The 19576-nt window shown below is 68.2% G+C and carries 19 protein-coding genes; 9 read left to right on the plus strand and 10 right to left on the minus strand.

The features are described from left to right. Window positions 1-18: 18 nt before the first annotated feature. Window positions 19-1275, plus strand: coding sequence for a threonine/serine exporter family protein (locus tag ISN38_RS13195; RefSeq protein WP_003466808.1), 1257 nt, complete (start codon window positions 19-21; stop codon window positions 1273-1275). Window positions 1276-1374: 99 nt separating this feature from the next. Here ISN38_RS13195 and ISN38_RS13200 read toward each other — a convergent pair whose 3' ends face one another. The 3 genes from ISN38_RS13200 to ISN38_RS13210 form a co-directional block, all read right to left on the minus strand. Beyond that, the gene (locus ISN38_RS13200) at window positions 1375-1851 is read right to left on the minus strand and encodes an H-NS histone family protein (RefSeq protein ID WP_003466809.1); all 477 of its coding nucleotides are present in this window, start codon (window positions 1849-1851) and stop codon (window positions 1375-1377) included. Between the two features lie 295 nt (window positions 1852-2146). Further along, on the minus strand, window positions 2147-3841 hold the full coding sequence (locus tag ISN38_RS13205; RefSeq protein WP_003466810.1) for a proline--tRNA ligase: 1695 nt from the start codon (window positions 3839-3841) through the stop codon (window positions 2147-2149). A 100-nt stretch (window positions 3842-3941) separates the two neighbouring features. Then, complete coding sequence (locus ISN38_RS13210) at window positions 3942-4334, minus strand: DUF4124 domain-containing protein (protein ID WP_003466811.1); 393 nt, start codon at window positions 4332-4334, stop codon at window positions 3942-3944. A 79-nt stretch (window positions 4335-4413) separates the two neighbouring features. Here ISN38_RS13210 and pssA point away from each other — a divergent pair, with 79 nt between their 5' ends. From pssA to rimI, 3 genes are all read left to right on the plus strand, one after another. After that, the gene (pssA, locus tag ISN38_RS13215; protein WP_003466812.1) at window positions 4414-5190 is read left to right on the plus strand and encodes a CDP-diacylglycerol--serine O-phosphatidyltransferase; all 777 of its coding nucleotides are present in this window, start codon (window positions 4414-4416) and stop codon (window positions 5188-5190) included. 8 nt (window positions 5191-5198) lie between these two features. Then, a complete protein-coding gene (locus tag ISN38_RS13220) occupies window positions 5199-5696 on the plus strand; it encodes an alanine acetyltransferase (protein WP_206712222.1) in 498 nt (165 codons plus the stop codon). A gap of 74 nt (window positions 5697-5770) precedes the next feature. After that, window positions 5771-6184: a ribosomal protein S18-alanine N-acetyltransferase gene (gene rimI / locus ISN38_RS13225; RefSeq protein ID WP_230839017.1), complete on the plus strand. Its 414-nt coding sequence runs from the start codon at window positions 5771-5773 to the stop codon at window positions 6182-6184. A 247-nt stretch (window positions 6185-6431) separates the two neighbouring features. Here the strand turns inward: rimI and ISN38_RS13230 are convergent, their stop codons facing one another. The 6 genes from ISN38_RS13230 to ISN38_RS13255 all read right to left on the minus strand — a co-directional run bounded on the left by ISN38_RS13230 (window position 6432) and on the right by ISN38_RS13255 (window position 13799). Then, window positions 6432-6884, minus strand: a complete 453-nt coding sequence (locus tag ISN38_RS13230) for a methyltransferase family protein (protein WP_058195436.1) — start codon at window positions 6882-6884, stop codon at window positions 6432-6434. Window positions 6885-6905: 21 nt separating this feature from the next. Continuing rightward, window positions 6906-9755 (minus strand): valine--tRNA ligase, encoded by a 2850-nt coding sequence (locus tag ISN38_RS13235; protein WP_047325314.1) that lies wholly within the window; start codon window positions 9753-9755, stop codon window positions 6906-6908. A 92-nt stretch (window positions 9756-9847) separates the two neighbouring features. Next, entirely contained in the window at window positions 9848-10501 is a 654-nt protein-coding gene (locus tag ISN38_RS13240) for a DUF4276 family protein (RefSeq protein WP_003466820.1), read from the minus strand. Between the two features lie 2 nt (window positions 10502-10503). Then, window positions 10504-11736 (minus strand): AAA family ATPase, encoded by a 1233-nt coding sequence (locus tag ISN38_RS13245; protein WP_003466821.1) that lies wholly within the window; start codon window positions 11734-11736, stop codon window positions 10504-10506. Between the two features lie 9 nt (window positions 11737-11745). Then, the gene (locus tag ISN38_RS13250) at window positions 11746-12171 is read right to left on the minus strand and encodes a DNA polymerase III subunit chi (protein ID WP_038236895.1); all 426 of its coding nucleotides are present in this window, start codon (window positions 12169-12171) and stop codon (window positions 11746-11748) included. Between the two features lie 128 nt (window positions 12172-12299). Continuing rightward, window positions 12300-13799: a leucyl aminopeptidase gene (locus ISN38_RS13255; protein WP_058363639.1), complete on the minus strand. Its 1500-nt coding sequence runs from the start codon at window positions 13797-13799 to the stop codon at window positions 12300-12302. A gap of 108 nt (window positions 13800-13907) precedes the next feature. On the opposite strand from ISN38_RS13255, the gene lptF reads away from it, so the two are divergent. Genes lptF through ISN38_RS13270 form a run of 3 tightly spaced genes read left to right on the plus strand, consistent with a single transcriptional unit; the run spans window position 13908 to window position 16646 of the window. Continuing rightward, window positions 13908-14993 (plus strand): LPS export ABC transporter permease LptF, encoded by a 1086-nt coding sequence (gene lptF / locus ISN38_RS13260; protein WP_058362485.1) that lies wholly within the window; start codon window positions 13908-13910, stop codon window positions 14991-14993. After that, complete coding sequence (lptG, locus tag ISN38_RS13265; protein WP_003466828.1) at window positions 14990-16096, plus strand: LPS export ABC transporter permease LptG; 1107 nt, start codon at window positions 14990-14992, stop codon at window positions 16094-16096. Before lptF ends, lptG begins: the two co-directional genes overlap by 4 nt. A 25-nt stretch (window positions 16097-16121) precedes the next feature. Further along, a complete protein-coding gene (locus ISN38_RS13270; RefSeq protein ID WP_139115882.1) occupies window positions 16122-16646 on the plus strand; it encodes a GNAT family N-acetyltransferase in 525 nt (174 codons plus the stop codon). A 248-nt stretch (window positions 16647-16894) separates the two neighbouring features. Here the strand turns inward: ISN38_RS13270 and ISN38_RS13275 are convergent, their stop codons facing one another. Next, window positions 16895-17368: an RDD family protein gene (locus ISN38_RS13275; RefSeq protein ID WP_003466830.1), complete on the minus strand. Its 474-nt coding sequence runs from the start codon at window positions 17366-17368 to the stop codon at window positions 16895-16897. Between the two features lie 152 nt (window positions 17369-17520). On the opposite strand from ISN38_RS13275, the gene xerD reads away from it, so the two are divergent. Beyond that, window positions 17521-18495: a site-specific tyrosine recombinase XerD gene (xerD, locus tag ISN38_RS13280; RefSeq protein ID WP_003466831.1), complete on the plus strand. Its 975-nt coding sequence runs from the start codon at window positions 17521-17523 to the stop codon at window positions 18493-18495. Window positions 18496-18618: 123 nt separating this feature from the next. Beyond that, on the plus strand, window positions 18619-19425 hold the full coding sequence (locus ISN38_RS13285; protein ID WP_003466834.1) for a DsbC family protein: 807 nt from the start codon (window positions 18619-18621) through the stop codon (window positions 19423-19425). Window positions 19426-19576 lie beyond the last annotated feature (151 nt).

A 19576-nucleotide genomic window follows, 5' to 3' on the forward strand; every position in this document is an offset into this window, starting at 1 on the left:
GGCGCCATACTAGCCGACATGCAAGCCGCACCCATCGCCCACGCTTCCACCGCCACCTATGCGCAACGGATCGCCTTCGTCTCCGAGATCGCCGGCCGCCTGCACACCTACGGCACCACCGCGCAGCGCCTGGAGGCGGCGGTGGTGGCGCTGTCGCAGCAGCTGGACCTGGACTGCGAACCCTGGTCCAACCCGACCGGCGTTATCCTCAGCTTCAGCGATCCGACCAAGGCGATCGGCTCCAGCGACATCACCCGGGTGGTGCGGCTGGCGCCGGGCGACAACGACCTGCACAAGCTCAGCGTTGCCGACAGCATCGCCGACGACGTCGCCAGCGGGCGCATGAGCGTGGCCCAGGGGCATACCGCGCTGCGCCAGCTGGACCGCCCGCCCGGGCGGCGCTGGAAGGCGATGCAGGTGCTCGGCTTCGGCCTGGCGGCGCTGGGCGTGGCCGGGCTGTGGCGGCTGCCGTGGCTGGACATCGCCACCGCCACCGCGATCGGCCTGCTGATCGGCGCGTTGACCCAGCTCACCGACACGCGCCCGGCGGCCAAAGAGGCCAGCGAGGCGCTGGCGGCGCTGCTGGCCGGCGTCGTCGCCGCGCTGGTGGCGACCTTCGTGGCGCCGCTGAACCTCAATTCGGTGATCATCGCCTCGCTGGTGGTGCTGTTGCCGGGAATGGCGCTGACCAATGCGGTCAACGAACTGACCAGCCAGCACTGGGTGTCCGGCGTGGCGCGCTTCGCCGGCGCGGTCACCACCATCCTCAAGCTCACCGTGGGCGCGGTGATCGCGGTGACCCTGGCGCAGTTGCTGGGCCTGCAGCCGCTGGTGCACGCATCGCGGCCGCAGGCGGTGTGGGTGGAATGGTCCTCGCTGCTGGTGGCCGCGTATGCGTTCGCGCTGCTGTTCAAGGCCAACGGCCGCGATTATCCGTGGGTGATGGCGGCCTCGGTGGCCGGCTACGCGATCGCGCGCTTCGCCGGCGAGGCCTGGGGCAGCCCGGTCGGGATCTTCCTGTCGGCGATGTCGCTGACCGCGGCTGGCAACCTGTTCGGCCGGTTGGTGCACCGGCCGGGCGCGCTGATCCGCCTGCCCGGCATCATCATGCTGGTGCCGGGCAGCGCCAGCCTGCGCGGGCTGCTGACCATGGTGCAGCAGCACGACGTGTCCGGCGGGCAGTCGGCGCTGCTGGCGGTGACCAATATCGTGATGGCGCTGGTCGCCGGCCTGCTGTTCGGCAATCTGCTGGTGCCGGCGCGGAAGAATCTCTAGCGCCATTGCGCTTGCGGCAGGCATGAAAAACGCCGGCTTGCGCCGGCGTTGCTTGAATCGACGGACGCTCCCCGAGCCGTTGCCGGATCGGGTTCCCGATCAGTTTTTCGGGGCCGCGGACTTGCCGGCTTTCCTGGCGACCTTGGCGACTTTCTTGGTGGTCTTCTTCGCCGTCTTCTTGGCTGGCGCGGCGGACTTGGCCGGCGCGGCGATCAGGAAGTCGTCGACCTTCTTGCCCTTGGCCACCTGCTCGGCCAGCCAGCGCGGCTGCTTGCCGCGGCCGGTCCAGGTCTCCGTGGCATTGGCCGTATTGCGGTATTTCGGCGGCACCTTGCCGAGCTTGCGGCCCGGCTTCGGACCCGGCTTGCCGGCAGCCGGCTTGCGGCCACGCTTGGCTGGAGTGGCGCCATCGACGACTTCGTCGATGCTGTAACCGTGGGACTTGGCCAGGCGTGCCAGCAGGGTGCGGACCTTGGCGATGGGCGTGCGCTTGGCGACGATGGTCTGTTGCTTCTTGGCCGTCTTGATAAGAGCGCCCAACTGCTTGGCCGACAGGCCACTGAGATCGATGGTCATTTTTACTCCGGAAAATGGACGATGGGCATGCAGCCATTGCCTGGCTAGAGGACCCTGGCTAGAGCGGAATCATAATATCGCTTTATCGAATTGACAAATATTCCGGGTATTTCGATAGGCAGGCCGTCATTGGATCGGCGTGGCTGACACTTATACGCGCCGAATTCTGCTTGTCAAATCAACGAGGGGCAGCGCCGCTGATTCGATTGGCATATTGCCCCGGCAAATGTAGAGGCTGTGTCATGAAGACGGCGGCACAAGAAAAAAGGCCGGGATATATTCCCGGCCTTTCCGATTAACCCTGCAGGCGCGCCAGCAAGGCGGCGCTGTCCAGGTTTTCCGCCTCGCCGCCGCTGCGCGCGCGGTACTCGAAGGTGCCGGCGGCCAGCCCGCGTTCGGACACCACCACCCGCTGCGGGATGCCGATCAGTTCGATATCGGCGAACATCGCGCCGGCGCGCAGGCCGCGGTCGTCGAGCACCGGGTCCAGGCCGGCCTGCTGCAGCTCGGCCAGCAGCGCCTCGCCAGCCGCGTCGATCGCCGGATCGCGCTTGGGATTGATCACGCATACCGCCACCGACCACGGCGCCATCGGCGGCGGCCAGCGGATGCCGGCCTCGTCGTGGTTCTGCTCGATCGCCGCGGCGACGATGCGCGAAATGCCGATGCCATAGCAGCCCATCGCCATCGCCACGGTCTTGCCGTTCTCATCCAGCACCGTGGCGTCCAGCGCCTGCGCATACTGGCGCCCGAGCTGGAACACGTGGCCGACTTCGATGCCGCGTGCCAGGCGGATTTCGCCGCCGTCGTGGGCGCGCTCGCCCTCGACCACGTTGCGCAGGTCGGCTACGACGTCCGGCTCGGGCAGGTCGCGGCCCCAGTTCACCCCGGCCAGATGTAAGCCGGCCGCGTTGGCGCCGACCACGAAATCGGCCATCGCCGCCACGTCGCGGTCGGCGACCACGCGGATCGGCTGGCTGGGATTCAGCGGGCCGAGGAAGCCCGGCTCGCTGCCGAGGTGAGCGCGTATTTCGGCCTCGTTGGCCATGCGGTAGCCGGCCAGGCCGGCGACCTTGCCCAGCTTGATCTCGTTCACCGCGTGATCGCCGCGCACCAGCGCCAGCACGAACGCGTCGCCGGCCATCACCGCGACCGATTTGACCGTGCGCTGCAGCGCGATACCGAGCAATTCGGCCACCGCCTCGCAGGTCTTCTGGGTGGGCGTGGCGACCCTGCGCAGTTGTTCCTGCGCTGCCGGGCGCGGCGCAGGATCGGCGGCGACTGCGGTCTCGACATTGGCCGCGTAGTCCGAGCCGGTGGAGAACGCCAGCGAATCCTCGCCGGACTCGGCCAGCACGTGGAATTCCTGCGAGGCGTCGCCGCCGATGTCGCCGGAATCGGCCTGCACCGCGCGGAACTGCAGGCCCAGGCGGGTGAAGATGCGGCCGTAGGCGGCCTTCATGTTCTCGTATTCGCGCGCCAGGTCCGCGTCGCTGACATGGAACGAGTAGGCGTCCTTCATCAGGAACTCGCGCGCACGCATCACCCCGAAGCGCGGGCGGATCTCGTCGCGGAACTTGGTCTGGATCTGGTAGAAATTGACCGGCAGCTGTTTGTAGCTGCTCAGCTCCTGGCGCGCGAAATCGGCGGCGGCCTCCTCGGCGGTGGGGCTGTAGCAGTATTCCTGCTCCTTGCGGTCCTTCATCCGCAGCATCAGGCCGCCGAACTTCTTCCAGCGCCCGGTGGCTTCCCACAGTTCGCGCGGCTGGATGGTCGGGAACAGCACTTCCACCGCGCCGGCGCGGTTCATTTCCTCGCGCACCACCGCTTCCACCTTGCGCAGCACGCGCAGGCCCAGCGGCGACCAGGTGTACAGGCCGGAGGCGAGCTTGCGGATCATGCCGGCGCGCAGCATCAGCCGATGGCTGACCAGTTCGGCGTCGGCCGGGGTTTCCTTGGTGGTGTGCAGGTGGAACTGGGAAAGGCGCATCGAGGGGCTTCGCTGACGGCGGGCGCCCATTTTGCCAGTCATTGCCGGCGCTGCGGGGATGCACGGCCGCCCGCGCCGCGTCCGTGCCGCCGCGCCGCGCTCACTGCGCGGCGGCGGGCGGCGCGCAATAGGCCTTGATCGCGGCCTCGGCCAGGCCCTTCTGCGCGTCGCGCTGGGCTTCTTCCAGTTCTCCGTCGGGCTTGCCGTCGCCATCGCGGTCGGTCAGCACCTTGCCCGGCTTGCCCAGGATGTCCAGGTTCTTGCGCGCGCTCAGGCAGTTGGCGTTTTCGGCCGGGGCGGCGACCTCGCTGCTCTCGGCCTGGGTGCCGCCGTGGCTGTCGACCCGCCGCGCCTGGTACTTGCCGTCCGCCGGCGGACTCTGCGAATAGTGGGTGACGCCCTGCGCATCCTTCCATTGGTACAGGGTGGTGGCGCCGGCCACGCCGCTGGCGGTGAGCAGGCACAGGCAGCAAAGCCGGGTCAGGGCGCGCATCACGGTCTCCACGGGCACGGGGCGAGTGCCGATTGCAGCACCCGCCGTCGGGCCTGGCAAGTCGATTAAACTGCCGGGCATGGACCCATCCCGACTGCCTCCCCGTTCGCGCACCATCTATCTGCTGCCGAACCTGTTCACCACCGCCGGCCTGTTCTCCGGCTTTTACGCCATCATCGCTGCCGCCAACGGCCAGTTCGTGCACGCCAGCGTGGCGGTGTTCGTCGCCGCGGTGATGGATGGGCTGGACGGGCGGGTGGCGCGGCTGACCGGCACCAGCAGCGAATTCGGCGTGCAGTACGACTCGCTGGCCGATCTGGTCAGTTTCGGCATGGCTCCGGCGCTGGTGATGTACCACTGGTCGCTGTCGGCGCTGAAGTTCGACGGCAGTGTGATGGGCCGGGTGGGCTGGTCGGTGGCGTTCCTGTACGCGGCCTGCGCCGCGCTGCGCCTGGCGCGCTTCAACACCCAGGTCGGCACTGTCGACAAGCGCTGGTTCGTCGGCCTGGCCAGTCCGGCCGCGGCAGGGCTGATGATGGCCTTCGTGTGGGCGTTCGCCGACGGCAACCTGGGCTGGGACGGCGAGCAGCTGCGCTACGTGGCGCTGGGCCTGACCGTGGTCGCGGCGCTGCTGATGGTCAGCCGGATCCGCTTCTGGAGCTTCAAGGGCGGCGCCGGCAAAGGCCCGCGCGCCGACCGCGTGCCGTTCCTGATGCTGGTGCTGGCGTCGGTGGTGATCGCGGTGCTGGTCATCGACCTGTCGCGCGCGCTGCTGGCGATCGGCGTGCTGTACGCCTTGTCCGGTCCCTGCCACTGGCTGTGGCGGCGCTGGCGCAAGCTGCCGGACGCGACGTGAGCGAGGCGATGTCCAGCGCTGCGCCGCTGTTGACGGCCGAGCAGCATGGCTGGCTGCAGGCGCTGGGGCATACCGTGTATGTGGGCGTCGATGCCGAGGTCGGTGCGGTGGTCGCGCAGCCGGCGCAGGCGCAGCTGCGCGATCCGCCTGCCGCCGATGCCGTTGGATCGGTGCCGCTGTCCGGGCACGCGGCACCGGCGCCTGCACCGCGCGCCGCAGCGCCCACGCCCACGGAGCCGTCGCCACGCGGCCGCGCGCCGGCCGCACCGGCGGCTTATCCTGAGCCGCAACGCGCGGCGCCGGCGCCGGTTGCGCGCCGCGCCGGCCTGCGCTTGCCCGACCGGCTGCAGATCGCAATGCTGCGCGCTTCCGGATGCAATCCGAACGATCCGGCCACGCAGACCTTGATGGCGACCTGGCCGCTGGCCGAGCTGCGCGGCAACGCCGCCGCCAAGCGTGCGCTGTGGCCGCAGCTGCGCGCGCTGCGCAAGCAGGCGCCGCGGTGAGCGCGCTGGGTTCGGCGTCCTCGCCGGCGGCGGCGACGTTGCGCACGTTGCGCGAAACCGACCTCGATACGGTGATGGAGATCGAGCGCCGCGCCTATCCGTTCCCGTGGACGCGCGGCATCTTCCGCGACTGCCTGCAGGCCGGCTACCCGGGCTGGGTACTGCAGGAACAGGGCCAGATCGTCGGCTATGGCGTGATCAGCGTCGCCGCCGGCGAGGCGCACATCCTCAACGTCTGCGTCGCGCCGGAACGGCAGTCGCGCGGCTACGGCCGCCTGCTGCTGCGCGCGCTGATCAAATACGGCGCCGACCTGGGCGCGCGCCGCGTGTTCCTGGAAGTGCGCCCGTCCAATCCCGGCGCGATCGCGCTATACCACAGCGAAGGCTTCAACGAGATCGGCCGCCGCCCACGCTATTACCCGGCGGCGAACGGCCGCGAGGACGCGCTGGTGATGGCGATCGAGCTGTTCTTCGAAGGCATGTCGTAACACGCGACTTCATGCCGCCGGTAGCGCGCCGGCATGCTGCGTGCGCGTGCGCGGCGGTTTTTGCGGTGCGCTGATTTTCTTCCCGATTGACTGCTTGCGCAGTGCAGCGTTGCGCAAGCGGTGCGCCGTGCCTGCGCTGAAAGAGCACGTCGTTCGCGCATCCGGTCGCCGCCTTGCGGCGCATGCGGTGCAGGCCGCCGTCCGCAATGCTGGGCGGCGGTCGCTGGCCAACGTCGCGGAATTCCCGCTACAGCCAGCGGCGCACGCGGCTGCAGTAATTCGTGTAGCCGGTGCCGAAGCGTTCGCGTAATGCCGCTTCTTCGCGCGGAATCTGTACACGATCGATATACAGCAGATAGATCGCCAGGGCGAGACCTGCGGCCGGATGGCCGAGGCACAGCATCCAGCCCAGCAGGATCAGCACATGCCCCAGGTACATGGGATTGCGCGAATAGCGATGCAGGCCGGATTGCACCAAGGCGCTGGCGCGCTGTGGATGCAGCGGATTGACCGTGGTCCCGGCACGGCGGAAATGCAGCTTGGGCGCCACGTTGGCGATCAACCCGACGACGATCAAGGCCACGCCCAGCGGGCGTTGGCCGGACAGGAGCAGGGTCGCTGCCGGCCAGGCATGTGCTGCGCCCCATGCGCACAGCGCGCCGGCGACCACGATCAGCGGCGGCGGCACGCGCAGCTGCATGCGCTTGCGCCTGTCCGCGACTTACAGCTTGGCGCGCTGCTCGCGCAGGCCGGCCAGTTGCGTGGTCCAGTCGGCCAGGCGCGCGCGCTCCTGCTCGACCACCGCCGCCGGTGCGTTCTGCACGAAGGTGGCGTTGCCGAGCTTGCCGTTGCACTTGCCGATTTCCGCATCCACGCGCTTGATCTCCTTGTCCAGGCGAGTGCGCTCGGCATCCAGGTCGACCAGTCCTTCCAGCGGCACCAGCAGCCGCAGCTCGCCGACGATCGCCGCGGCGGCCGGCGGTGCGTCCTGCGCCGCGTCCAGCCCCTGGATCGTCTCCAGCCGCAGCAGGAACTTCAGCTGCGAGGCGAAGCGTTCCACCCGCGCGCGGTCCTCGGCGTGGCCGCCCTGCAGCAGCAGCGGCACCAGCCTGGACGGTGGCACGTTGAGTTCGCTGCGCACCCGGCGCAGCGCCGAGACCATCGCCTTGAGCCACTCGATGTCGGCTTCGGCGCCGGCGTAGGCGCTCACGTCCAGGTCGCCGGTGCGCGGATAAGGCTGCAGCGAGATGGTCGGCGCGGCGATGCCCAGGCGCGGCGCCACCTGTTGCCACAGTTCCTCGGTGACGAACGGGGTCAGCGGATGCAGCAGGCGCAACAGCGTCTCCAGCACCTGCAGCAGGGTATGACGGGTGCTGTCGGCGGCCGCGGCGTCGTCGCCGTTCAAGGCCGGCTTGGTCAGCTCCAGGAACCAGTCGCAGAACTCGTTCCAGGCGAACTCGTACAGGCACTGCGCCAGCAGATCGAAACGGTAGGCGGCGTAATGCGCCTGCGCCTCGGCAATGACCTTGTCCAGCCGCACCAGAATCCACTTCTCGGCATCGGTGACCGGCGCCTGTCCCGCGTCCCGCGTCCCGCCTCCCGCGTCCCGCCCTTCCGTGTTCATGAGCACGAACCGGCTGGCATTCCACAACTTGTTGCAGAAGTTCTTGTAGCCCTCGGCACGGCCGAGGTCGAACTTGATGTCGCGGCCGTGGCCGGCCAGCGCGGCGATGGTGAAGCGCAGCGCGTCGGCGCCGTGGGCGATGATGCCCTCGGGGAATTCCTTGCGCGTGGCCTTCTCGATCTTCTCGGCCATGCGCGGCTGCATCAGCCCGGTGGTGCGCTTGGCGACCAGATCCTCGATGCTGATGCCGTCGATGATGTCCAGCGGGTCGAGCACGTTGCCCTTGGACTTGGACATCTTCTGCCCGTCCTTGTCGCGGATCAGGCCGGTGATGTACACGTCGCGGAACGGCACCTGGCCGGTGAAGCTGTCGGTGGCCATGATCATCCGCGCCACCCAGAAGAAGATGATGTCGAAGCCGGTGACCAGCACGCTCGACGGTAGGTAGCGGTCGAAGCCGCGCTCGCCCATCGCCTGCGGATCGGGCCAGCCCATCGTCGAGAACGGCCACAGCTGCGAGGAGAACCAGGTCTCCAGCACGTCGTTGTCCTGGTGCAGGGCGATGTCGGCGCCGAGGCCGTGCTTCGCGCGTGCCTCGCCCTCGTCGCGACCGACGTAGCAAGTGCCGGCGTCGTCGAACCACGCCGGAATGCGATGGCCCCACCACAGCTGTCGGCTGATGCACCAGTCCTGGATGTTCTCCATCCAGTGGCGATAGGTGTTGATCCAGTTCGGCGGCACGAACGTGATCTGGCCCGACTCGACCAGTTCCAGGCCGCGTTTGGCCAGCGCGTCCATCTTCACGAACCACTGGTCGGTGAGGTAGGGCTCGATCACCTGGCCGGTGCGGTCGCCGCGCGGCACCTGCAGCTTGTGCGGCTTGGTCTCAATCAGCAGGCCGAGGTCTTCCAGGTCGGCCAGCACCGCCTTGCGCGCGTCGTAGCGGTCCAGGCCACGATACTTCTCCGGCGCGTTGTCGTTGATCGCCGCGGTTGGGGTGAACAGGTTGATTATCGGCAGGCTGTGGCGCACGCCAACCTGATAATCATTGAAATCGTGCGCCGGCGTCACCTTGACCACGCCGGTGCCGAACGCGCGGTCCACGTGGTCGTCGCCGATCACCGGCACGCTTCGACCGGTCAGCGGCAGCGTCACCGTCTTGCCGATCAGGTGCGCGTAACGTTCGTCCTGGGGGTGCACCATCACCGCGGTGTCGCCGAGCAGCGTTTCCGGGCGCGTGGTGGCCACCACCAGAGAGTCGCGGGTTTCGCGCAGGGTCTCGTTGCCGTCGGTATCGTGCTCGACGTGCTCGTAGCTGGCGCCGTCCTCCAGCGCGTAGGCGATCGACCACAGGAAACCGTCTTCCTCCACGTTCTCCACTTCCAGGTCGGAGATCGCGGTCTTCAGCACCGGGTCCCAGTTGACCAGGCGCTGGCCGCGGTAGATCAGGCCCTGCTCGTGCCAGCGCACGAACGCCTCGACCACCGCCGCCGACGGCTGCGGGTCCATGGTGAAGGTGCTGCGCGACCAGTCGCCGGAGGCGCCCAGGCGGCGCATCTGCCGCTCGATGGTGTCGCCCGACTGCGCCTTCCATTCCCACACCTTGGCGATGAAGCCCTCGCGCCCCAGCGCGTCGCGGGTTTCGCCCTTGCCTTCCAGCGCCAGGTTGCGCGACACCACCATCTCGGTGGCGATGCCGGCGTGGTCGCTGCCGACCTGCCACAGCGTGTCGTAGCCGCGCATGCGGTGGTAGCGCACCAGTGCATCCATCAGCGTGTGCTGGAAGGCGTGGCCCATGTGCAGGGTGCCGGTCACGTTCGGCGGCGGCAGCAGCACCGTGTACGCCTCGCCTTGCCCGGACGGCTTGAAGTAGCCGGCCGCTTCCCACTGGGCGTACAGGCGCGATTCGAAGGAGGTGGGGTCGTAGCTGGGGGCGAGGGTAGTCATGGTGGAACCGGAAAGAAAGTGCGGGAAAGGAGTGCAGTGCGTTGATGTGGGTTTGCTTTTGTGCTGCTTTTGCGGGTTGGTCCTGGGTTCCGCTAGGCGGCTTGCGCCGTCAATTTACGCAGCCCATCGCGGAACTTGCGGAAGCTGGGGGATTGATTGCGTTCCACGTCCATCTCCGGCCCGATCCGCTCGGCCCAGGCGTGCTTGAGCTGGCCGGGCAATGGCCACCCCGCCTTGCGAATCGCGGCCGATCCGCCGGGGTGGATGGCGTCCGCCAACAGTTCCCAAGTCCCGCAGAGGCTGTCTTGCCTGTAGCCGTTGACGATCTCTTTCCGGGCCTTCGGATAAGCGGCGAGCAGCGCCTGCCGATCGCCCAGCAGCCAGGCTTCGATCTCCTCGATCGCCAGGCGGAACAGGGTTTCGGGTGCTGACTTGCAGCGTGCCTGCACGCCTTTCAGCTCCTTCAGGAAGGCAGCGCAGTCGCGCTGGTCGCTGTCCACAACGACGACGACGGCATCGATGCCGGGTGTCTTGCCACAGCCGTTGAGCACTTTCGGCAATCGATCCAGTAGCGCGCGCTTCGCCGGGTCGGCGTTGCTTGAAAGACCGCGGGGAATCCGGCCGATGCCCTTGTACTCATGGATGCGCCAAGTATGCGGCTGCCCATGCGCGCCGATAACGCGGGGAAGCAGCATGCCGATCAGTTTGGCCCCGGAACTGTCCTCCACCAAGACTTCGATGTGCATGCTTATTTCGCGTCCAGATAGTCGCTGTACCAAAGCCCACCCAGCGGCAGTCCCTCGTCCACAAGGTTGCGCACCAGTTCTATGTCCGAAGCGCGGCGGATGGTGGAGAAACCACTGCTGCTCTTTTCGAGGATCCACACTTCCTTTGGGGAGAGCGCATCCACGAAATAGGGCTGGTGCGTGGTGACGAAGATCTGCGGCGCGTTCTTCTTTCCGGTCGCATGCGCGCGTAATTCGCGCGCGAGTGAGTCGAGCAGACGATGGTACAGGCCGTTCTCCGGCTCCTCGATGCAGATGAAGGGCGGCGGCTCCGGATCTTCCATCAGCAGCAGGTAGGCGAAGATCTTCAATGTGCCATCGGACATCTGGCTTGCATAGAATGGATCGGCGAAGGCGCCATCGTTGAACTGCAACAGCACGCGCTTGTCGTCTGTCACTTTCGTGCTGATGCTGTGCACGCCGGGAATCTTGGTGGCGATACGGTCCAGGATCGACTGGAAGCGATCCTTGTGCTCGCGCTCCATGTACTGCACGACATTGCCGAGGTTCTCGCCATGGATGTCGAGATGCCGTTGCGGGCCGGCCGTTGGAATCGAACGGGCGGCATTCGGATGGAAGTACGACAGGTACCAGCCCTTCAGGAAATCACGGAAGCGCTTGATGCGCGGGTGCTCTTTCAGCGTCCCTAGCGTGGCGATGCCTAGTTGCCGTAGATCGGTCAGTTCAACGTCTTCTTGCGCGCGGTCTTCCTCGCCGCCGTCCGTTTCCACCGCCTCTTCCCCGGCCCAGACCTTGCCGACGCCATGGTGCAGGCGCAGGAAGGGATAGGGCCTTCCATACTTCTGCCCCTTGCGGCGCTGTTTAAGAACTTCCGATTCCACGAAAGGCCGTCCGCCCTCGTCCACGTTGATGGCTAGCTCGTAGGTGATGGGGCGGTCTTGATTCGCCTCGCGGTAATAGATATCGAAGCGGATGGGCTCTTCGATTCCCTGAGAACGCATCCGCTCGAAACCGCCGCGCTGCTTGGCATCGCAGGCCGACTCCACGTTGGTGGACAGGCAATCGGCGACGAAGCCGAATGCATCGAACAAGGTGCTCTTGCCAGCGCCATTCTTGCCGATGACCACCGTGAAGGGAGACAACGGGGCGACCTTCTGCTCAGTGGAAAGCTTACCCAGCGTGATATCACGCAGTGCTCGGTAATTGCGAACACGGAACCCTTCGATCAGCGCCATTGCATTGCCTCACATGTCGTATTTGCTGAGTTCGAAGCCCAGCGCCTTGTACTGTTTCCAGCGTTCGCGCAGCGGTTCGCGCGCGGCGGGGTCGGCCGGGACCACTTCCAGCACGCGCTCGCAGGTGCCAAGGTAGGCGTCGTCGCGCAGGTTGATCACCAGCGCGCGCGACGGCGCTTCCACGCCGGGCGGGACGATCAGCACCTGCGCCTCTTCCTCGTCGACATCGGCGCCGGCGATCTGGTGCGGAATGTAGGCGTCGTCGTCGAATGCCCACAGCAGTTCGTCCAGCTCCTCGGCCTGCGCCTGGTCGCGCGCCAGCACCAGCGTCCACAGGTTGGCGTCGTTGGCCTTGCGCGCCAGCTCGCAGACCAGCCGCAGCGGCTCGGTGAGGAAGCGCGGCTTGGCGATCAGGTAGAAGTCGGCGCGCATCAGGGGGCGGGACTCCGGACCCGGGACTCGGGACTCGGAAAGCGGGTTCGCGAGTAACGGCGACTCTTTCTGGAATCCAGCAAGATCCTGCCGGTGCTGACGCAGGTTCGGGAGAATGACATGGTAGCGCCTTACCGAGTCCCGAGTCCCGAGTCCCGAGTCCCGGCTCTATCCAGCAACCACTGACTCAACAACCCCACCGGCCGCCCGGTCGCCATGCCGCGCTTGCCTTCGTCGCTGGCCACGCCGGCGATGTCCAGGTGCGCCCAGCGCTGGCCTTCGGTGAAGCGCGACAGGAAGCAGCCGGCGGTGATGGCGCCGGCCCAGCGGCCGCCGATGTTGTAGACGTCGGCGAAGCTGGAATCGAGCAGGCCCTGGTATTCGTCCCACAGCGGCAGGCGCCAGGCGCGGTCGAACACGTGCTCGCCGGCCGCCAGCAACTCGTTGGCCAGGTCGTCGTGCTTGCTCATCAGGCCGGCGGTCTGGTGGCCGAGGGCGACCATGCAGGCGCCGGTGAGGGTAGCCACGTCGATCAGCGCCTCGGGGTTGAAGCGCTCGGCGTAGGTCAGTGCGTCGCACAGGATCAGGCGGCCTTCGGCGTCGGTGTTGCCGACTTCGATGGTCTTGCCGGACATGCTGGTGATCACGTCGGAGGGGCGGTAGGCGTCGCCGTCGATCGCGTTTTCCACCGCCGGCACCACCACCACCAGGTTCAGCGGCAGGCGCGCGGTCGCCGCGGCGACGAAGGTGCCGATGACGTTGGCGCCGCCGCACATGTCGTACTTCATTTCCTCGATGCCGCCCTGGGTCTTCAGGTTGACGCCGCCGGTGTCGAAGGTGATGCCCTTGCCGACCAGCACGTAGGGCTTGGCGTCGCCGCCGCCGTTCCACTTCAGTACCAGCAGCCGCGGGCGGTTGGCCGAGCCGCGCGCCACCGCCAGCAGCGAGCCCATGCCCAGTTCCTGCATCTGCGTTTCGTCGAGGATCTCGGCTTCGGCGCCGTCGATGCCGTAGGCGAACGCCGCGGCGGTCTCGGCCAGGTAGGCCGGGGTGCACAGGTTCGGCGGCAGGTTGCCGAGCTCGCGGGCGAATGTCACGCCGGCGGCGATGGCCTGGCCCTGGGTCAGCGCGGTGGCGTCCTGGCCGAGCACGGCCAGGCTGGCCAGGCCGCCGTCGTCGGGCCTCTTCTTGCCCAGGGTGGCGGTGTAGCGGTAGCAGGCGTGGTCGCTGGCGATCACCGCCTGGCGGATCGCCCAGGCCTGGTCGCGGCCCTTGATCTCCAGTTCGGACAGGGTGAACAGCGCCCTGGCCGCCGGCCCGCTCTTCAGCGCGCGCGCCGCGTCGCCGACCGCTTTCAGGTACTGCGGCACGCCGAACTTGGCGGCCTCGCCCAGGCCGACCACCAGCACGCGCGGCGCGGTCACCCCGGGCAGGTCGTGCAGCAGCGCGCTGGCGCCGGTCTTGCCGCTGAGGTCGCCGCGGCCGGCCAGGGCGGTCAGGCGTCCGCCGCTGGCCGCATCCAGGGCCTGGGCGGCAGGCGACAAGCGCTTGTCGGCGAACACGCCGACGACGATGCAATCGAACGCCGCAGTCGCCGGGGCGTCGTGGTTCAGGGTGAATTCCAGGGCCATTGATCAGATTCCGTTGGCAAATCCGTACAATCGCGGGCTGTTTAGGTCCAGCCGGGTTAGGCTGGCTCCGCCGCGAACGAATCCGAGAGTCTAAATCAACCCACCCCCATGCCGAAGCTCGATCGATACCTGCTGCGCGATTTCATCCAGAGCTTCCTGGCCACCCTCATCGTGCTGCTGGTGGTCAGCGTCGGCGGTGTGCTGGTCGACATCCTGGGCAACATCGCCGATGGCCGCATCCCGGCCAAGCTGCTGTTTTCGCAGTTGGGCCTGCAATTCGTGGTGTATCTGCCGCTGATCCTGCCGCTGGCGCTGATGCTGGGCCTGCTGCTGGCGCTGGCGCGGCTGTACCGCGACTCGGAAATGGCGGTGATCACCGCCATCGGCGTCGGCCCGCGGCGCCTGCTGCGGCCGATCCTGATGCTGGTGGTGCCGGTGGTGGTCCTGGTCGGGCTGTGCTCGCTGTGGCTGGGTCCCTGGGCCGACCGCACCTCCGACCGGCTGATCGACGAAGCCAACCGCAGCCTGCTGATGGCGGGCCTGGAGGCTGGGCGCTTCACCCCGCTGTCCGACGGCGGCATCGTCTACATCAGCACCCTGTCCGGCGACGGCACCAAGCTGGGCAAGGTGTTCATGCAGCGCCAGAAGGACGGCCGCCTGGACGTGGTCACCGCGCAGCGCGGCGCGATGTTCTTCGAAGGCAAGGCCGACCGCTACCTGCGCCTGGAGGACGGCTACCGCGTGGAAGGGCCGCTGGCCGGCGTCGACATGGACTACCGGCTGATGCGCTACGTCAGCAACGACGTGGCCCTGCCCGACCGCAGCGAGGCGCGCAAGGACGACGATCCCGAGCTATTGCCCACCGCCAAGCTGATCGGCGACCCGCGGCCGCAGGCCAATGCGCAGTTGCACGCGCGCATCGCCCCGCCGCTGCTGGCGCTGGCCTTCGCCCTGCTGACCCTGCCGCTGTCGCGCAGCTCGCCGCGGCAGCAGCGCTACGGCCGGATCATGCTGGCGTTCCTGGCCTATCTGGTCGGCACCAACCTGATGTTCATCGGCACCCAGTGGCTGAGCACCGATAAGCTGCCGCGCGCGCTGGGCCTGTGGTGGCTGACCGTGCCGCTGCTGGTGCTGGCGGTGTGGACCTATCTGCGCGACGGCCAGCTGTCGCGGCCGCGGAGGCAGGCGGCATGAGGCTGCGTCCGAACCTGCACGACGTCTACGTCGGCCGCGCCGTGCTCGGCACCGTCCTGCTGACCTGGGCGGTGTTGCTCGGGCTCGACGTGATCATGGCCTTGTCCAACGAATTCAAGGACATCGGCAAGGGCAGCTACAGCCTGGGCCACGCCGTGGCGTTCGTCGCCTACACCGTGCCGCGGCGCGCCTACACCCTGTTCCCGACCGGCGCGGTGATCGGCGTGCTGATGGGCCTGGGCCAGTTGGCGGCCACCTCCGAGCTGACCGCGCTGCGCGCGCTGGGCCTGTCGCGGCGGCGGCTGAGCGTGGCCGCGGCGGCGACAATGGCGGTGCTGACCGTGGCGATGGTGTTCAGCGGCGAGACCCTGGCGCCGTGGGCGCAGAACCAGGCCGATGCGATCAAGGCCAACGCCAAGTACAACGGCAACATGAGCATGGCCCGCTACTCCGGGCTGTGGGCGCGCGAAGGCGACACCTTCCTCAATGCGCAGAGCGGCGAAGAGCATCTGGAAGAGGCCGGCGGCACCTGGCTGGAACTGCGCGACGTGCGCCTGTACACGCTGGACCAGGCCGGTCGCCTGGCCTCGCTGACCCACGCCACCACCGCCGAGCACCGCAGCAGCGGCTGGACCCTGAAGCAGGTGTACCGCGATACCTTCGCCGAGCGCGCGGTGCAGCGCGAGAAGTTCGACAGCCTGCCGTGGGCCTCGCGGCTGGACGCCGCCGCGCTGGCCTCGGGCCTGGCCAAGCCACGCAACCTGTCCGCGCACGACCTGAACACCAGCATCGAGTACCGGCGCCGCAACGGCCTGGACGCGCGCGACTACGAGGACCAGTACTGGAGCCGCTGGTTCTATCCGGTCAATGTGCTGGCGCTGTGCTTCGCCGCGATCCCGTTCGCGTTCGGCGCGCTGCGCAGCGGCGGCATGGGCAAGCGCCTGTTCCTGGGCATCCTGTTCGCGCTGGTGTTCTGGCTGCTGCAGCTGTTCTTCGGGCGCATGGCCGGCGCGCTCAAGTTCGATTACCGCATCGCCTACGCGTTGCCGCCGCTGGTGATGCTGACCGTGTCGTGGCTGTTGTTCCGCAAACGCAGCAGTTGAGTCGCGGCGTCTGCGAACGCACGCCGTGCCAGGCCTGATGCGGCGATTTCCGGTCGAGTTTCCTTCGCTCGAGACCGACCGGCTGACACTGCGGCAGGTGCGTATCGCCGATCTGGACAGGCTGCGCGCGATCTATGGCGATCCGCAGGTGATGCGCCATGCCTCCGATCCGGTGTTCGCGCGTGCCGAGCATTACGTGCAGACTATCGAGGGCATGGCGCGGGGATTCAGCGCGGACCAGGCGGTCGAGTGGGGCATGGCCCGCAGGTCCGACGACGTGTTGATCGGCACAGTGGGGCTGCATAACTTCCGCGAAACGGTGGCGGAAGTGGGCTGCCTGCTGGCGGCGGCATATTGGCGGCAGGGCTTCATGCGCGAAGCGGTCGGCGCGGTGCAGGCGTTCGCGAAGGAGCGGCTGGGCTTGGCCCGGCTCGAAGCCGACATCGATGCTGGCAATACGGCATCGCTCGCCTTGTTCGGCGCACTGGGCTACACCGTGGCGGAGCGCACATCGGAGCAGGCAGCGCTGCTTTTGACGAAGCGGCTTTAGCCTCCGGATGTTCCAGGCTCCGCGGCCCGCCGGCCGCACCTGCTTCTGCGTCATCGCAGCAGCAGCGCTTCCCGCCACAGGGGATCCGAACAGGCTTGGATCCGCCGCGCGCCCGTGTGCTGCGGTTTTTAGGGCTTTTGCTTCGGAAGTCGAACCAGCGGCGTGCCGCTGGCACGGTCGTGCCGCGCCGCAGTGGCCTGGAAGCTCCAACGGAGTTCGCCGCGCCGCCGCGCGCCCATGTTTTTCGGTCAGGGCTTCTTCGGAAGTCGAACCAACTGTGTGCCGCTGGCGCGGTCGTGCCACGTCAGCCGTTCGCGATCCAGCAGCGCCCACCAGAAGCCCAGCCCGCCCAGCAGCAGCGACAGCGTGCCGACCAGGTAGCGCCGCCACAGCGCGCCCCAGCTCGGCGTGCCGCCATCGGCCCCATGCAGGCGCAGCCGCCACGGGCGCATGCCCAGGGTCTGGCCGCCGCGGCGCCAGCTCAGCGTCGCGTACAGCCCGGCGGCCAGCCAGCAGCACAGCCACAACAGCCACTGCAGGGCGCTGAACGGCGCGATGTTCTCGCGCGGCGCGTGGCCTTCGAGCGTATAGCCCAGGGTGAACAGCGCGGAGATCGCGAACCATAGCGCCAGCACCGGCCAGGCATCGTAGAACAGCGCCAGCAGCCGCCACGGCAGCAGCGCGCGCGGACGGGAAGCGGTGGCGGTGGACGCGGCGGTCATCGCCACAGCTTAGCGGCAGCACCAGCAGCACGTCACCGGCCGCCATCGCGATCGGCGCAGCCCCCGCCTTGCGCCACGCGAAGTCGGGGCTAGGCTTTGCCGAGTCCCGAGTCCCGAGTCCCGAAAGCTCCCGAGTCCCGTAAGCTCCCCCGATGCCCGAACTCCGTACCCCCGCCGAGCGCCGCCAACAGGCGCAACGGCTCGCCCCGCTGCGCGATGCCGATGCCGTCGCGATCCAGCAGTTCCTGGACACGGCCTGGGCCGAGCAGGGGCTGGCGCGGCAGAGTCTGGACAGCTACCGGCGCGACCTGGAAGGCTTCGCGCGCTGGCGCGACGGTGCCGGCGGCGGCCTGCCCGGGGCTGATCGTCAGGCCTTGTTCGACTACCTGGCCTGGCGCACCCGGCTGGGCTATTCGCAGCGCAGCAACGCGCGCTGGCTGTCCTCGCTGCGCGCGTTCTTCGCCTTGCGCCTGCGCCGCGGCGAGCGCAGCGACGACCCGACCGCGCTGATCGACCCGCCCAAGCTGCCGCGCTCCCTGCCCAAGGCGCTGGCCGAAAGCCAGATCGACGCGCTGCTGGAGGCACCGGACGCCGCCGATCCGGCCGGCCTGCGCGACCGCGCCATGCTCGAGCTGATGTACGCGGCCGGGCTGCGGGTCAGCGAGCTGGTCAACCTGCCGGCGAACGCGGTGAACCTGCGCCAGGGCGTGTTGCGGGTCACCGGCAAGGGCAGCAAGGAACGCCTGGTGCCTCTGGGCGAGGAATCGCAGCACTGGCTGCAGCACTACCTGGACACGGCGCGGCCGGCGCTGGCGGCGGGGCAGGCGGTGCCGGCCAGCGACGGCACCGTGCCGATGTTCATCGATGCGGCGCGGCACCCGCTGAGCCGACAGCAGTTCTGGGGCCTGGTCAAGCGCTACGCGGCGCTGGCCGGCATCGACCCGGCTGCGGTCAGCCCGCACGGGCTGCGCCACAGCTTCGCCACCCACCTGCTCAACCGCGGCGCCGACCTGCGCGCGCTGCAGATGCTGCTCGGCCACAGCTCGCTGTCCACCACCCAGATCTACACCCTGGTCGCGCGCGAACACCTGCAGAAGCTGCACAGCAAGCACCATCCGCGCGGCTGAGGCGCCCGCGCTGCGCCTGTGTCCGCTTGCGCGGGCGGTGCCGCGGCCGCTCAGGCTGGCTACATGGAGCGGACCAATCGGTATGCGACAATCCAACCGATTCGCCGCCCTCATGGATAGCCAATGCTCCGTTTTGCTCTGTTTGCGCTGCTGGGCGCCACCACCCTTTCCGCCTGTGCGCAGCCGGCTTCGCCCACCGGCGCTGCCGCCGCCCCGGCCAAGCCGGCCGTTGCCGCTGCTGGCGCCCCGGGCGACCAGCGCGTGCGTGCGGCGCTGCTGCAGCTGGATCCGAACTTCAAGCCCGACTTCATCGGCGCCGCGCCGTTCCCTGGCTTCCGCGAAGTGGTGGTCGGCGGGCAGGTGCTGTACGTGTCCGACGACGGCCGCTACCTGTTCCAGGCGCAGCCGTTCGACATTCAGGAAAGGCAGGTCGCCTCCAGCGAAGGCTTGCTGAGCTACCGCCGCAAGCTGCTGGAATCGGCGCCGCGTGCCGAGCGCATCGTGTTCGCCCCGACCAACCCGAAGTACACCATCAGCGTGTTCACCGACATCGAATGCGGCTACTGCCGCAAGCTGCACAGCGAGATCGCCGAGCTCAACAAGCAGGGCATTGCGGTGGAGTACCTGGCGTTCCCGCGCATGGGCCTGGGCAGCCAGGACTACAAGGACATGGTCGCGGTGTGGTGCGCAGCCGACAAGAAGAAGGCGCTGACCGAGGCCAAGGCCAACGGCAAGGTGCCGAGCGCGACCAGCTGCAAGAATCCGGTGACCATGCAGTACAACCTGGGCCAGCGCCTGGGTGTCAACGGCACCCCGGCGATCTTCGCCCCGGACGGCACCCAGCTCGGCGGCTACCTGCCGCCGGCGCAGCTGCGCGAGGCGCTGGACAAGCGGGCGGCCGAGGCGGGTCGGGCGGGGGGGAGTCGCTGAGCTGTCGGGACTCGGGACTCGGGAAAGCGGGTTCCGGGTGGCTGATCCGTTGTCGGCGAACGATGCGTTCCTTGCGAACTAGTTCCTGATTTTCTTGGGTTTTTTCCGGTCGTCGGAAACTGCTTTTGCGAGTCCCGAGTCCCGAGTCCCG

The sequence above is a fragment of the Xanthomonas translucens pv. undulosa genome, assembly GCF_017301775.1.
GTDB classification, from domain to species: domain Bacteria; phylum Pseudomonadota; class Gammaproteobacteria; order Xanthomonadales; family Xanthomonadaceae; genus Xanthomonas_A; species Xanthomonas_A translucens.